Source organism: Variovorax rhizosphaerae (genome assembly GCF_037889975.1).
Taxonomy (GTDB): Bacteria; Pseudomonadota; Gammaproteobacteria; order Burkholderiales; family Burkholderiaceae_C; genus Variovorax; species Variovorax rhizosphaerae.
Genome location: NZ_JBBKZT010000032.1, coordinates 40,660 through 54,339, shown reverse-complemented (window position 1 = coordinate 54,339; position 13,680 = coordinate 40,660). Strand labels below are relative to the sequence as shown.

The window sequence follows — 13,680 nt, the reverse complement described above, 5'->3', positions numbered from 1 at the left end:
GCGCTGCTGCGCGAGGCGCTGGTCAAGACCGGCAAGGTGGGCCTGGCCAAGGTGGTCATCGCCACGAAGCAGCATCTCGCGGTGCTGGTCCCCTCGGGCCCGGCCCTGGTCTTGAACCTTCTGCGCTGGGGCGACGAAGTGAAATCCCTCGCCGACCTCGACCTGCCGGCGGCCGGCGTCAAGGGCGCCAAGGTCAGTCCAGCGGAAATGAAGATGGCCGAACAGTTGATCAGCCAGATGTCCGGTCGCTGGGAGCCGGCGGATTTCAAGGACGAGTTCAAGCATGCCGTCATGAAAATCGTACAGAAGAAGGTGAAGGCAGGCGACACCGAAACCGTCATCGAGCCGGAGGAAGAGGTGCCTGAGCAGAATGCCAACGTGATCGACCTCACCGAGTTGCTGCAGCGCAGCCTGAAGGGCAGCAAGGGAAGCGCGGCACGCAAGCGCGCAGAGGAAGAGGCCAAGCCCCCGGCGGCCGCAAAAAAGCCGGCCAAGGCGGCCGCCAAGACACCTGCCAGGAAGGCGGCGACGCCCGCGAGGCGCCGGGCGTGAGGGTGCCGGCGTCGTGGGATCATTCGCGAAAGGCCCCCGTGCTAAGTCGAGAAGGATGTCCTGCTTCGTGAAAGCCAAACCCCATCAACAGGATCTTGCATCGATCCCGGCGCAGCCCGCGCCCGCCCGCCGAAGGCGCAAGGCGCGAACTCCGACTTCGCGACGGCGCCTGTTGCTGATCGACTACCAGACCTGGATCGGCTTGACGGCACCGATTGGCAACACGCCTGCTGCACCCGAACAGCCCCGAGGCGCTTAATCAGGCCCGTCACCACCGCACACCCGGCGATCGGCAAAGCAGCGGCGCGCCGTGCCGCGTGTGTGAGCACCGCGTCTCGTTCGCACAGCTTTGGGCGCCGCCCTACATCGTGGCCAAGTGCACAGCAGTAGTCTGTGCGCTGCCATTCCAGCTGGAGACTTTGATGAGCGACGACACCACAAAGACCGGGCAGGACCGCAAGCTGATCAGCCTCAGCGAGGACTACGAAGTCCGCGACTGGTCCAAGACCCTGGGCTGCACGCCGGAACAACTGAAGGCCGCCGTCAAGGCAGTCGGCAACTCGGCCGAAGCGGTCCGCAAGCACCTGGCCCAGCAATAGGCTTTTGGGCGGGTAGAGAACCGCAGTGGCTGAAAAGCGCACCGACCCGCTGGCGCGGTACTGGGCCAAACGCGACTTCGACGTCACGGCGGAGCCGCGCGGCGAACAACTCCAGGATCGCCAAGGCGCCTTGAGCTTCGTGATCCAGAAGCACGCGGCCAGCCGCCTGCACTACGACTTCCGCCTCGAACTCGACGGCGTCCTGGTCTCGTGGGCCGTTCCCAAGGGACCGAGCTTCGATCCGGCCGACAAGCGCCTGGCCATCCACGTGGAAGACCATCCGCTGTCATACGGATCCTTCGAAGGCACGATCCCGCCGGGACAGTACGGCGCTGGCGAAGTCATTGTCTGGGATCGCGGCACGTGGGAGCCGGTCGGCGATCCGCGCAAGGGGATGGCCGAGGGCAAGTTGGTCTTCGCGCTGCACGGCGAGAAACTGCAGGGCCTGTGGGAACTCGTGAAGATCGCCAAGGGCGGCGAGAAGCAGCCACCATGGCTCCTCTTCAAGAAGCGCGACGCGTTCGCGAGAGCCAGGAAAGACTACGACGTGGTCGCCGCGCTGCCGGACAGCGTCATCACGAAGCCTCTGGCCGCGCCGGCTGCCGGCAAGCCGCGCGCTGAGTCGACCCCCGCGGACAAGCAGAAGCCCAGGCGAAACGCGACTGCCAGGGGAGGGCAGGATGGAGGGAAGGAAGCCGCAGGGAAGGGCGCGCGGAAAGCCGCACGGAAAGCGACAGCAGGGCAGGGCACCCCTGCGCAGGCGGCCGGGGCCGTCAAGGCGGCGCTGCCCGAGAAACTGTCCCCGCAGCTCGCGACCCTCGCTGCCGCCGTGCCGCTCGCCGGCGAATGGATCTACGAGATCAAGTTCGACGGCTACCGCCTCATGGCCCGCATCGACAACGGTCATGCGCGTTTGATCACGCGCGGCGGCCACGACTGGTCTGCCAAGATGCCGACGCTGGTCGCCGAGCTGGAGCAGCTCGGTCTGTCCTCGGGCTTCCTCGACGGCGAGATCGTGGTGCCCGGCCCCGATGGCTCACCCGACTTCAACGCGCTGCAGAACGCGTTCGATCGCGGGCGCGGCGCCGACCGGATCGTCTTCTTCGTGTTCGATGTCCCGTTCTTCGAGGGGTATGACCCGCGCGCGGTCGCGCAGCGCGAGCGCCGCGCATTGCTCAAGGCCTTCCTCGACGAGAAGGCCACAGAACACGTGCGCTACAGCGCGGACTTCGAAGGCGACCCGGCCTCGATCCTTGCATCGGCCTGCCGACTTGGCCTCGAAGGGCTCATCGCCAAGCGTGCGGATGCGCCCTACGTTTCGCGCCGTTCGGACACTTGGCTCAAGCTCAAGTGCAAACTGCGCCAGGAGTTCGTCGTGGCCGGCTACACCGAGCGCAGCGATAACGCCGCGCAGGTGGGCAGCCTGCTGCTGGGCGTCCATGCGCCCGACGGCACGCTGGTTTCCGCGGGCAGCGTCGGCACCGGCTGGGATATGCAGACGGCGCGCGAGTTGAAGGACAAACTGGCGCCACTGCAGATCAAGACCTCGCCGTTCGCCGCCGGTCCCGCCAAGCCCGGCCGCTGGTCGCGGCGTCCCGCCGGCGCCGAGCGATGGGTCGAGCCCAAGCTCGTGGCCGAGGTGAATTTCGCCGAATGGACACCGGACGGCCAGGTACGCCATGCGTCGTTCCTGGGCCTGCGCAGCGACAAGCCGGCGCGCGCAATCGTGCGCGAGACGGCGAAGCTCATCGGGGGCACGCCCGCTGCTAAAGCGCCTGGGAAGATAGCGAAGGGGAAGTCGCCCGTCGCCGGCATCCGGGTCAGCAACGCGGACCGAGTGATCGACGCCGCGTCCGGACTCACCAAGCTTGACCTCGTGCGCTACTACGAGTCGGTGGCCGATTTCATCCTGCCGCATCTCAAGGGTCGACCGGTGTCGCTGGTGCGTGGACCGCAGGGCGTGGCCGGCCAGCTCTTCTTCCAGAAACATGGCGAGAAGATCGGCATCCCGGGCATCACGGAACTCGCCCCCTCGTTGTGGCCGGGCCATGCCTCGCTGCTCGAGGTCGCTCAACGCGCAGGCGCTCGCCGGTGCGGCGCAACTCAACGTCATCGAGTTCCACACCTGGAACTCCACGAAGAAGGCGATCGACCGGCCCGACCGCATGATCTTCGACCTCGACCTCGACCCCGGCGAAGGCACGTCGTGGGCTCACGTCCAGGAGGCGGCCGTGCTCATGAATGCGCTGCTGCAAGAGCTGGGGCTCAAGGCCTGGTTGAAGACGAGCGGCGGCAAGGGACTGCATGTCGTGGTACCGCTGGCACCGCGGATCGACTACGACACGGTCAATACGTTTTCCAAGGCGATCGTCCAGCACCTGGCGAAGACGATCCCGTCGCGCTTCGTCGCCAAGAGCGGCCCGGCGAACCGCGTCGGCAAGCTGTTCGTGGACTACCTGCGCAATGGCCACGGCGCCACGACCGCGGCGGCTTTCTCGGCGCGCGCGCGGCCGGGTCTCGGTGTGTCCATGCCTGTCGCATGGGACGATCTGCAGAATCTCAAGAGCGGCGCACACTGGACCATTGCCACCGCGCGCGAACACATGTCCTTCCAGAAGGTCGACCCCTGGGCCGACTACTGGAAGGCAAGGCAAACCTTGGCGAAACCCATGCGTGTCCTCGGCTTCTCGGCCTGACGCGCACCTCGACAAGCCGACTTTAGGCTCCGAGCGGAAGTCCAGTTGCCCCAAAGTGGCCGTTCAGGACGCGCAAATTGCCCGGTCTGCTTCAGATCCAAAAAAACCCGCGCAGTTGCCTGCGCCTCCGAAATCATCTTCGCTGTCGAAGTCACTCTTTGAGCCACACCTTTCACGATTGCCTCATCGGGGCAACTGTCGCCGAACTCTGGCGCTAGTGGGTTGAAGGTTGCACAATGAATTCGCGCCCCTTTTTAGGACGAAGCGGGCGCTTTGATCAAGGAGACGCAGCGTGCTGGGCCCTGACGAACGAACGTTGGCGACGCCAATCGGGTTGCGCAGAGCGGTCAGCGTGTCGCTTGGATGTACTCTGTTCTCACTTCCTTTCGTGCGGGCGCAGAGCGGCAAGAAGATCCATCGCTTGGGCGTGCTGTGGCTCGGTGAGCCACATCCCATCCTTCTGAAACCGTTCCTGAATGAACTGCAGAGGATGGGAATGGCGGATGGATCAAATCTTTTGGTCGACCATCGCTCTGCGACCGGTCCCTCAGGCCTCGACGAAGCAGCAGTCGATCTGGCAGCCTTGAAACCCGACGTGATCTTTGTCCCAAGCGGCACCATGGCAACCAAGGCAGTTGCAAAGGCGACGAGTTCGATACCGATCGTGTTCCTGCTCTCCAACGATCCAGTGGCGCGCGGGCTCGTGGCAAGCTTGACGCGTCCAGGCGGCAATATCACCGGCAATGCCATCTTCTCGAGGCAGCTTGACCTCAAGCGCTTCCAGTTGCTTACGCAGGTGATCGGAGAAGGCGTTTCCGTCGGTGTACTCGACATGCAGTTCCCCGGTGACCTTCTCGAGGCGTACAAGAAAACACCTTCCGGGCGAGCCGGGCGAATTCACTACTTCGAGATCAAGGAGCAGAATGACTTCGCGAAATCGTTCGAGCAGATCGCCGCCAAAGGCCTGCAGGGGTTGGCGATCAATAGTTTTCCGCTCGCGGGCGCCAACAAGGCGATCGTTGCAGCCTTGGTAGCGAGATACCGGCTTCCCGCCGTGGCCGATGGCCGGGAATTTTCAGACGCAGGCGTGCTGCTGACCTATTCGCCGGACTTCAAGGAGCTCGCTGTCAGCGCTGCTGGAATGGTCTACAAGATACTGAACGGCACCAAGCCCTCCGAGTTGGCGGTCTGGCAACCTATGCGCTACGAGATGATCGTCAACCTCGGCACGGCAAAAGCGTTGGGCGTTACCGTGCCCCGGGATCTCGTGGCGCGTGCAGACTTGGTAATCAATTGATGCTTGATGCGGACAGACGAAGTCGAGGTCTGGGCCAGGAGCTATGCGTCCACGAGGAAGGGCTGTTCGCGACGCCTTATGACCCAGGCAATGTCGGGTTTTCGGCGCCGGTCGAGATCATGTCAGTGGACAGAGCGACGCACTGCCGATAGCACTGCCTGCAAGTCTGCCTCGCTGGTCGGTTTGACCAGATGACCGTCGAATGCCAGCGGCTTTCCTGAGCTGCCGCTCGGATTCCTGACCCCATCCGGTGAGCGCGACGATCTGAATCCTTGGCTCTCCTTCAAAATGCTTGCGCATGCGCCGGGCGACCTCGAATCCATCCATGCCCGGCATTCCCATATCCAGCAACACCAGGTGAGGTCGGCGATGCCTCGCACGTTCCAGCGCCTGCGCTTCCCGTCACAGGCGCCGAGGTCCTCGCGAGTTTGGAAAAGATGCTGGGGGTAGGGCAGCGCCGGATGGGTCAGTGGATTTCCGTGACAGGCCGGAAACCATCCCTGCGACATCCACATTGCGCAGAATGAGCGTCGCCACCGTGGCCGCAGACAGTAACTTCCAGGGCTTGAGGATCCACAGCAACGCACCAGCGCCTGCGCCATACGCCACCAACTTGACAGGTTCCCTGCGCGCGTAGTCCTGCAGCAGGGGTTGGCCCAGTTCAACAACGCCGCTCAGCGGATGTCGGTGCCACCACCGACCCACGGCACTGCGAGCCAGTTTTGCGCCGAGGCCGGAGGCGCTTGCGCGCCCTTCGTGGTGCAACCGTGGCACCACCGTCGTGCGATCGTCGGCTGAATTGCGAAGCTCTTCGTACCCCATCGCCGCGAGAAGTTCAGCCCGCGACAACGCCAGCTTCGCCTTCGCCGTGAGGGGATCGACTGCATCAGTCATTCTTCGCCTCCTTCACAAGTCGCAGGGCCCTTACATCTGCCTCGAGTTCATCCTTCACGTCGTCGACCTTCTTCATCACCGAAGACGACCTCATCGCCAGCACGGCACCGATCACGGCCAGCAGCCATGCCACGCCCGGAACGATGACGAGGACCCATTCCAGTGAATCACGGAGAAAGCCAAGCATCACGGCGACACCCGTCAGGCTCAGGGCCAGCATCAGGGCGACAAGTGCCACTACTGCGCTCGCGGCTCGCATCGCCAGCGAAGAACCGAACGCCGCAAGCTCGCTCTTCACCAGCTCGGCATAGTTCGCCAAGTGCGTGAAAAACAATTCCGGCCGGCGCAGGACCGTCACGAAGATCGGATGGATCACGACCGGATTCAGTAGCGGTTGTCGCCCCGGACGGCCGAGATCAAAAGCGCCGTGATCACCGCGCTCAGCGCCGCGCTGATGAGGACCGCCTTGACGGGCTCGTCGTTGATCGCCTTCGTCAAGTACTGTGCCGTCTGATCCAGTTGCGACTTTGCCGCATCAATCTTCTTGCCCGCGGCATTGACCGCATCCTTCGCGTAGGCACGCCCGGTATCGACCGCGTCGTTAGCCACACGCTTTGCGTCCGAGGCCAGACCCTTGGCCTTGTCGACCGCATCCTTGCCTACCTGCCTGGCGTCGTCGGCAACTTGATCGGGAGACTTGTTGAGTTCGTCCATGATGTTCCTCGAGGGGTTTGGCCCGGCGAGCGCAGGGCAGGGGACTGCAATCTGACGCCGCCCTCACCGCTGCGCTGTAATCAATTTCACGCATGACACGTAGGCGCATTGCCAGCGGGCGAAAATTGAACTGGGTCGATGGGATCAGTACCTTTTTGCCCGAGCACGAAGCCGCTTCCATGGTCGTATGCGGGCACGCATATTGCAAATCCAATCATGTCGCCGGAATCAGGATGTCCTCTAAATCCACTTCTGGTGCATCGCATGTCTCCTCCACCCTTTTTTGGTGGAATTAACCCTCAAGGCTTCCGGCCCTGGGGGTTCTTTTTTGAGGCTGCGCTGCTTGCGAACTGACATTGCGTCGCCCCTGTCCGATTCGATCCCCAATCGATGAAGTCGCTCGAGGGGCGCCAGGCGCATTGGCCGACAATGGCCGCACGAGTCGCAAGTGAACGGGCGCGCGCGCCTGCGAAGAATCTTTCGCATGACTCGCGGACTGCCGCTCGGCTCTTGTCACGGCTGCCTTTGCCGCCTTTGCCGCCTTTTGCCGGTTTCCGGTGGCGGCTGCCCGACCATGGACGGCCATGCGTTCCAACGCCGCAGCACCGCGGCGAACTTGATCAAACGGCTCGACCGCCCGCGCCGCACGCAGCCGGTTCGTGCAATCGTTTGGCCTATTGCAGAGGTCCGGCGCGTTGCGAGGGACTTGCTGCAGGCACCGGCGGCGCCGTCTCCCCCGCGAAATTCATTGGGGTCGTCCCGAGCCGAGCGCCTTGCACCACGCGATGAATGAAGTTCAGCTTTGTCACGACCGGTTCGACGATGATGAACGGATAGCTGTCCAGCGCGCCCAGGCTGCGGTCCATCGCATTGATGAACTGCGACACCGGCAGCCACTGCTCGATCGTCGTGGACGAGATGTCCTCGCTGTCCAGATCGAGCGGCTGCACCGTCAGCGCCGGTCCGGTGGGAAGTGCATGCGCCAGATTCAATCCCCAGGCCGCCGCCGTCTCCAGGCCGTCCACCATGTGCAGGTAATGGGCCCAGGTTTCGGCCCAGTCTTCCCAGGCATGGGAGCTTGCGTACACGCTGACGTGGCGCAGCGGCCAGTCCGCCGGAGGCTGGGCGTAGTGGCGTTGCAGCGACTCGGCATAGTCCACGGTCTCGTCGCCGAACAACTCGCGGCACTCGTCGATCCAGGCCGTGTCGCGGACCAGGCGATCCCAGTAGTAGTGGCCGATCTCATGCCGGAAATGCCCGAGTAGCGTTCGGTACGGCTCGTGCATGGACAGGCGTATCTGTTCGCGACGGGCGTCGTTCGCTTCGGCAATGTTGAGCGTGATGACGCCTTCATCATGACCCGTCAGGACACGCGCCTCCTTGCTGGTCTCTTCGAGAAACTCGAAGGACAGGCCATTCGCCGGATCTTCCAGCTTGTTCGGAATCGGCAAGCCGAGCGCAAGCAACGTGAAGAAGAGGCGGCGCTTGGCCTCCTCGAGCTTGGCCCAGTAAGCACGGTTCTCGGGTTTGGAAAGCGCCGGGATCGTGTGCGTCGTGCGGCACGATGCGCAGTGCTGGTGCGGGCTGTCTACCGGCACCAGCCAGTTGCATACGCCCTCGGCCACATTGATACATGGCCGGTACATCACATCGCCTACCGTGCCGAAGCGATTCCAGAGGCCCTCGGGCGAGATCTCGAAGGCAATCATCGAGCGCTCCTCGCTCGAGAAGCCCAGAATGCTTTTGCAGGCCTCGCAACTCAGATTCTCGAAGAAGACGCGATTGCCACAATGTGTGCAGTTGAAGAGCCTCATGGATCCGGACCTTTGGTGGTGAAGGTGAAACGAAGCAGAATCTGTTCCTGCATTGCTTGTACCGTGTGGAGAATCGGCTACCTGTCAGCAATTTCCTCGCAGTGTGGTTGTCTGCGTTCTGCCGCACTCCGCAGCGCCAGGTTCGCGTTCGATGCAGATGTCAAAAGACATTGCAGGCTGGGACGAGCTACGTCGATCTCGCCGTGAAAGGACGGAAAGCCGAATTCTTCACCTGGCCCCACAGAATCGCTGCGCTTCAGGGGATGGGGAGCGGTTCGTCACTTCGGATTGCGCTCGCTTCGACATGCTTGTGGCCTGTGACCCGACGGCAGAGTGCCTCAAGGTACCTGGCGGCTCGGCCGTCTTACTGGGACGAGCCGTCAGCGCTTGGTGGCGCTCGCGCGGCTTCGATGCCCTCATGGGTCAGCCGGATGACCCAGGCGGGGCCAGAATGCGTGCTCGTCGCTTCATCGTAGGGCGGCATGATCGCCTGCAGCAGTCCGGCTTCGATCAGTCGACCGACCATCTCAATGGATTCCTCGTCCTCGACGGTCACCGGCAGCGGTGCCGCATCCAGGCGAATGAGGAAACGCATGAGCTCCGCTGAGATGGCCATGGTGCGCGCAGTGTGGTCAGGGTTGGACCGTTGATCGCCGCATCACCTCGCCGCATCGCCGATCTGGGCCGTACGCACGCCAGCGTCGACCTCGGCAGTATCTGCATTGGAGGCCAGGGGCAATTGCTTCGCACGCATCACCGGAAACGGCGGCAGCCCGGCCAGTATCTCGCGCCCATAGCGCATCGTCACCAGGCGCGTATCGCAGATGGTGATGACTGCGTGGTCGGTCACGGTGCGTACCCCTCGACCGGCCCACTGGGCCAGCTTCATCGCGGCGCGCGGCACCGCGATCTCGGCGAACGGATCGCGTCCCTGAGCATTAAGCCATTCGGCCAACGCTTCTTCCACTGGGGAAGTCGGCGGGCTGAACGGCAGCTTGTCGATCACCACGTGCTCGCACAGCCGACCCGGCAGGTCGATGCCTTCGCCGAAAGACTGCAGTCCGAAGAGGATGCTGCGCTGGCCACGCTCAACGCGACGGCCGTGCTCTGCGAGGAGCTCGGTGCGCGAGCGCTCGCCCTGCATCTGCACCTGCGCTCCCAGATCTTGCGGGAGGGCCGCGTGGCAGGCGAGCATCTGGCGTTTGGAGGTGAACAGCACGAGCTGGCCATGCCGGTGCTCGTGCAGAAGCGTGGGCAACACGCGGCACAGCTCTTCCGAAAACTCCGCACTCTTCGGCGAGTAGGTCATCGGCGCGATGCGCAGTTCCCCCTGCCGGCGGTAGTCGAACGGCGATGCGACCACCATGGCGCGCCGTTCGGGAAAGCGGTTCATACCGCTCAAGCGGTCGAAGAAATCGAATCGCCCGCACGCGGTCAGCGTGGCGGAGGTGCAGACGGCTGCACTCGCGTTCTTCCACAAGCCGCGCGAAAGCGACTGGGCCGCCGTCATCGGGCTCGCGCACAACCAGGCGTCCACGTGGACAGGGCCCGACGTGGCAGGTATGCGGTGCGTGCCGCTCGCTGCCTGAGAGGTAGGCTGGGAGCTGCCCGAGGTGCTTGTCGGGGAGGCCGGCGCGTATTCCAGCCACTTGGCCCACGCCACCGCATCGTGCGTGGCCCAGGCGCTGAAAAGCCGTTGCAGTGCCTGGAGACGAGACACGTGCGCGCCGAGCTCCACGCCGACGCGCATCTGCTCTTCGCGCTCCGCAGGGGAGCGCGATTCGTCGGGCTCCTTCAACGCACTGGCGATCGATTCCACCACCGCCGCGACCGAGCTGAGCAGCGTCGCCAGTTGCTCGCATTCCGGGATGAGGACCTCGGGAATCTGGCCTTGCAGAAAGCGGTGGACCGGCTTGTCGACGCTGACCAGCTGGTTGTCGGTCCAGTACGCCTCCAGTAGCCCGAGCTTGTCCGTGCATTCGGTGATGGCTTGCCCGAAGGCCGTCAGGTCGGGACGGGTGGAAGCCGGCATGTCCCGGCTGTGGCGGTTGGCCAGCGCACGCAAGCTCGCAAGCAAGCTCACGCTCGCGCCTAGCCGGGCGCGGCAGGCAAACTGTTCCCCGGCAATGCCGGGGAGGTGGTGCGCCTCGTCAAACACGAACAGCGTGTTCGGGGCATCGATCAGCGCGCTGTCCGTCTGCAGCGCCGCCAGGATCAGTGCGTGATTGGCGATCTGGATCGTCGCTGCGGCCGCGCGGCGGCGCGCCTTGAAGAAGGCGCAGGTCCTGAAGTGCTCGCATTGACCTCCGTTGCACGCGCTGCCGCTGGCTTGGACCCTTTGCCAGTCCCGCGGGTCGGGCAGCTTTGCCAGGCTGTCCATGTCGCCGTCCCATTTGCCGCTTCGAAACGACTTGGCGACCTTCGCAATCCAGCGTTTGGTCTGGTCCGCATCGCGCGGGGCGCTGCGGCCTGGTGAACCCGCGCCATTGATCGTTCCCTGCGATCCCTCGTCGAACAGGCCGTCCTGGGCGACATCATTCAGTGCGGCTTCCAGGCGGCTTTCGCAGACGTAGCGCCCCCGACCCTTCAAAAGCTCGAAGCGCAGGTCCGGGATCACCTTTGCCAGCCGCGGCAGATCCTTGAAGAACAACTGCTCCTGCAGCGCCACAGTGGCGGTGGAGACGATGACGGGCTTGTCCAGCAATTCTGACGCGACGATCGCCGCGAGACAGTAGGCCACCGTCTTGCCGGTTCCCGTGCCGGCTTCGAGCAAGGCCAGATGATGGCCAGCGCGGGCGCCGTCGCTCTCGGGCAAGCTGGCACTCAGGAAGGTCAGCAGCGCCGCGTGCATCATCTGGCGCTGACCAGGGCGGGCAATGAAGCCGGGCCATGTCCTGGCCACCTCACCGTAGAGGAACTCGACGCGCTCCCGCGCCTTGTCGAGCAACTCGGGCTCGATACCTGGCGCCGCCTGCACTCCGTCGAGCGCAGGGCCCGAACGACGCGTGCGTCTTGGCGCGAGAGATGTCATGCCGCCAATTATCGGCGCGCGATGTCGAGCTTCGGCCGGCATGTGGCGAGATGCCGACTTGATGCCGCAGCGGCACCGTCCGACCTCGGGCGCGCGAAAGGAGGTATGAAGAGGCGGTGCCCCTCGTTGCTCCGGCCTTGTTCGGCCCTTGGGCCTGCGATCTCGTTGCCCCGACGGGCGGGCGCCCGGCTCCTTGCGTCCGGGCCTACTCGATGAGATTGGCCGGCGGAATCATCGGACCGGCCGCGAACACTTCGACCGGTGCGAGGCGCAGCAACTCGGTGGCCTACTTCATGGTGCCCTCGAGCCATTGATCGACATCGCCGCGCTCGATCGGGACGACGCTGCGCTTGTCCTGCTCGTCCCGTCCGACCTTGGGGTCCGGCTTGTGCATGCGGTTCATCAGCGGGTGCGCGTCCGCGTTCAGCGTGAGCATCCTAGCTCTCGTATTGTTCGCCCGTCGCCCTGTCGGTCCAGATGTTCCACAGGCCCGCCAAGCCCCACGGCGTGCCATCGGCGCGCGCGAAGCGCCACCAGATGTTCTTGCCTGTTTCCCAGTTGGGCTCGTCGAAGGTGGCCGCCGCAATGATGCACCGCTGGTCACGCTTCCACGGATCCTTGTAGCTCGCCTTGTTGGCCAACTCCTCGGACCTGGCGTTGTTCTGGAACTTGCAAACCGTTAAGAGGCGGAGTACCTTGGCTTGTCTCTTGGAGACGAGTAGCCGAAGGGGGTCCGGGGGAGGAATCCCGTGCGAAGCAAGCCTGTTGATAACTTTACGCTCGAGCATTGGCGCGGCTTGGCGAGCTACGCAGTCCTCGAGGAGAGCACCGGCATCCGCAGCAACGGCCATGCATGGGGCACGGCCGGCGATGCTCAATGCGTCGGGAACGACCTCGAACCCACACGATGTTCGGACTGTGACCATGCAGTCATCGGGCGCCCACATCTATCCCTTTACCACGGCCTGTACGACCACCTCAAGGAACTGGCTGCCTGCGCGGACATAGGCGTCGGCGGCCAGGCGTTGGTCGAGCGTGACATGCAGCGCTGTCGCAGCGTGCTGGTGGCATTCGGGCAAGGCCCGAAGGAGGCAAAGTGACGGATCGCAAGACAGCTCAAGTGCGGAGCCGGGAGCTGCGCACTGCTTTGTCGCGTGTTAGGCGCGGGCGCACGCGGACCCAGGTGACTCGTCTGAGCATTGCCGCGGTCGCGCGGGAGGCTGGGGTGAGCGCGGCGCTCATCCATAACCATTACCCTGACATCGCATCGGAGATCCGAGATGCGATGGGGCGCAGCGACGGGGCCAAGAAGTCGAAGGGGAGCCAGGAGCTGAAGACCTTACGAGGCCGGGTGCGGCAGCTCAACCAGGAAATCAGGTCACTGCGCACCGACGTGGCTCGCCTCGCCTCGGTCAACGAGGTTCTGATCGCAGAGAACTCATCCTTGAAGGGAAGGGTCTCTTTCGCCAACTCGGTGACACCATTGGCGTCGCGGTCACGTCGAAGTTGAGCACCTCACCAACCGTCGAAGATGTCCTTCGCTTCCGTTCCTTGCGAACTAAACAGTTAGCAGTGCTCCAGAAGCGTTGTTTGTGGGGTACTTGAGTTTCGGCTCCTTGGCGAACCAAGGAATCAGTCCCCACTGCCCGACGACGAGTTCGCGCGAGTAGCCCGCATCATCGCGAGCGCGGCGTATGAAGGGACCCGGCGCGCGCGGAAAGATCTCGCTCGGCCACGCGGGCTGGTTGCGGGCTCCGATGTGCCACTCGCGCTCGATTTCCACCCAGTCCGGTGGCGTGTAGCGGTTGCACATCGTCAGCCCACCGGCGCGGCGTCCTCGTCTTCGCCGGGTGCGCGCGGTCCGGTGCGCTCGTCCACTGCAAGCCGATACAGCTCGACCGTGCCGGCCTCGAACGCTTCGGTCCACGACGTGAACGCGTTGGGCTCGACTCGATGTCGATCCAGACACTGGCGTCGGCGGTGCTTTCGTGAAGCACCCAATAGAAGTGTCCCGGATCGGGTTCATCGACAAACACGGATACATGACGGAGATGGCTCATGCGCCGATTGTGCAGCGCGGCGA

16 protein-coding genes and 1 pseudogene are annotated in these 13,680 nt (G+C 64.0%); 6 read left to right on the top strand and 11 right to left on the bottom strand.

Features of this window, described 5'->3' with window-relative positions:
- From WKW82_RS36560 to WKW82_RS36540, 4 genes and pseudogenes are all read left to right on the top strand, one after another.
- Positions 1-552: Ku protein (locus WKW82_RS36560; protein ID WP_340348090.1), on the top strand; the 552-nt coding region annotated here is incomplete at its 5' end.
- A gap of 422 nt (positions 553-974) precedes the next feature.
- Positions 975-1,151 carry a DUF3606 domain-containing protein gene (locus WKW82_RS36555; RefSeq protein ID WP_340348089.1) on the top strand — a complete coding sequence of 59 codons (177 nt, stop codon included), beginning with the start codon at positions 975-977 and terminating at the stop codon, positions 1,149-1,151.
- A 25-nt stretch (positions 1,152-1,176) separates the two neighbouring features.
- Positions 1,177-3,847: pseudogene (gene ligD / locus WKW82_RS36550) on the top strand (DNA ligase D).
- A gap of 292 nt (positions 3,848-4,139) precedes the next feature.
- Positions 4,140-5,144: an ABC transporter substrate-binding protein gene (locus tag WKW82_RS36540; protein ID WP_340348088.1), complete on the top strand. Its 1,005-nt coding sequence runs from the start codon at positions 4,140-4,142 to the stop codon at positions 5,142-5,144.
- 117 nt (positions 5,145-5,261) lie between these two features.
- Here WKW82_RS36540 and WKW82_RS36535 read toward each other — a convergent pair whose 3' ends face one another.
- From WKW82_RS36535 to WKW82_RS36495, 9 genes are all read right to left on the bottom strand, one after another.
- Complete coding sequence (locus tag WKW82_RS36535) at positions 5,262-5,531, bottom strand: response regulator (protein ID WP_422823674.1); 270 nt, start codon at positions 5,529-5,531, stop codon at positions 5,262-5,264.
- 15 nt (positions 5,532-5,546) lie between these two features.
- Entirely contained in the window at positions 5,547-6,038 is a 492-nt protein-coding gene (locus tag WKW82_RS36530) for a hypothetical protein (RefSeq protein ID WP_340348086.1), read from the bottom strand.
- On the bottom strand, positions 6,031-6,414 hold the full coding sequence (locus WKW82_RS36525) for a hypothetical protein (protein ID WP_340348085.1): 384 nt from the start codon (positions 6,412-6,414) through the stop codon (positions 6,031-6,033). Before WKW82_RS36525 ends, WKW82_RS36530 begins: the two co-directional genes overlap by 8 nt.
- 8 nt (positions 6,415-6,422) lie before the next feature.
- Positions 6,423-6,752, bottom strand: a complete 330-nt coding sequence (locus WKW82_RS36520) for a hypothetical protein (RefSeq protein WP_340348084.1) — start codon at positions 6,750-6,752, stop codon at positions 6,423-6,425.
- 674 nt (positions 6,753-7,426) lie between these two features.
- A complete protein-coding gene (locus tag WKW82_RS36515; protein WP_340348082.1) occupies positions 7,427-8,566 on the bottom strand; it encodes a zinc-binding metallopeptidase family protein in 1,140 nt (379 codons plus the stop codon).
- 364 nt (positions 8,567-8,930) lie between these two features.
- A complete protein-coding gene (locus WKW82_RS36510) occupies positions 8,931-9,182 on the bottom strand; it encodes a hypothetical protein (RefSeq protein WP_340348080.1) in 252 nt (83 codons plus the stop codon).
- Between the two features lie 42 nt (positions 9,183-9,224).
- Positions 9,225-11,597: an ATP-dependent DNA helicase DinG gene (gene dinG, locus WKW82_RS36505; protein WP_340348079.1), complete on the bottom strand. Its 2,373-nt coding sequence runs from the start codon at positions 11,595-11,597 to the stop codon at positions 9,225-9,227.
- 286 nt (positions 11,598-11,883) lie between these two features.
- Positions 11,884-12,033 carry a hypothetical protein gene (locus WKW82_RS36500; RefSeq protein ID WP_340348078.1) on the bottom strand — a complete coding sequence of 50 codons (150 nt, stop codon included), beginning with the start codon at positions 12,031-12,033 and terminating at the stop codon, positions 11,884-11,886.
- A 1-nt stretch (position 12,034) separates the two neighbouring features.
- Positions 12,035-12,238 carry an SOS response-associated peptidase family protein gene (locus WKW82_RS36495; protein ID WP_340348076.1) on the bottom strand — a complete coding sequence of 68 codons (204 nt, stop codon included), beginning with the start codon at positions 12,236-12,238 and terminating at the stop codon, positions 12,035-12,037.
- Positions 12,239-12,346: 108 nt separating this feature from the next.
- Between WKW82_RS36495 and WKW82_RS36490 the strand changes: the two genes are divergently transcribed.
- The gene (locus tag WKW82_RS36490; protein ID WP_340348074.1) at positions 12,347-12,697 is read left to right on the top strand and encodes a hypothetical protein; all 351 of its coding nucleotides are present in this window, start codon (positions 12,347-12,349) and stop codon (positions 12,695-12,697) included.
- Positions 12,694-13,107, top strand: coding sequence for a TetR family transcriptional regulator (locus tag WKW82_RS36485; protein ID WP_340348073.1), 414 nt, complete (start codon positions 12,694-12,696; stop codon positions 13,105-13,107). The genes WKW82_RS36490 and WKW82_RS36485 overlap by 4 nt, the downstream gene beginning before the upstream one ends.
- Before the next feature lie 48 nt (positions 13,108-13,155).
- Here the strand turns inward: WKW82_RS36485 and WKW82_RS36480 are convergent, their stop codons facing one another.
- Together WKW82_RS36480 and WKW82_RS36475 are read right to left on the bottom strand one after the other, a co-directional pair.
- Positions 13,156-13,410: an SOS response-associated peptidase family protein gene (locus tag WKW82_RS36480; RefSeq protein WP_340348072.1), complete on the bottom strand. Its 255-nt coding sequence runs from the start codon at positions 13,408-13,410 to the stop codon at positions 13,156-13,158.
- A gap of 2 nt (positions 13,411-13,412) precedes the next feature.
- Complete coding sequence (locus WKW82_RS36475) at positions 13,413-13,598, bottom strand: hypothetical protein (protein WP_340348071.1); 186 nt, start codon at positions 13,596-13,598, stop codon at positions 13,413-13,415.
- Positions 13,599-13,680: the final 82 nt, after the last annotated feature.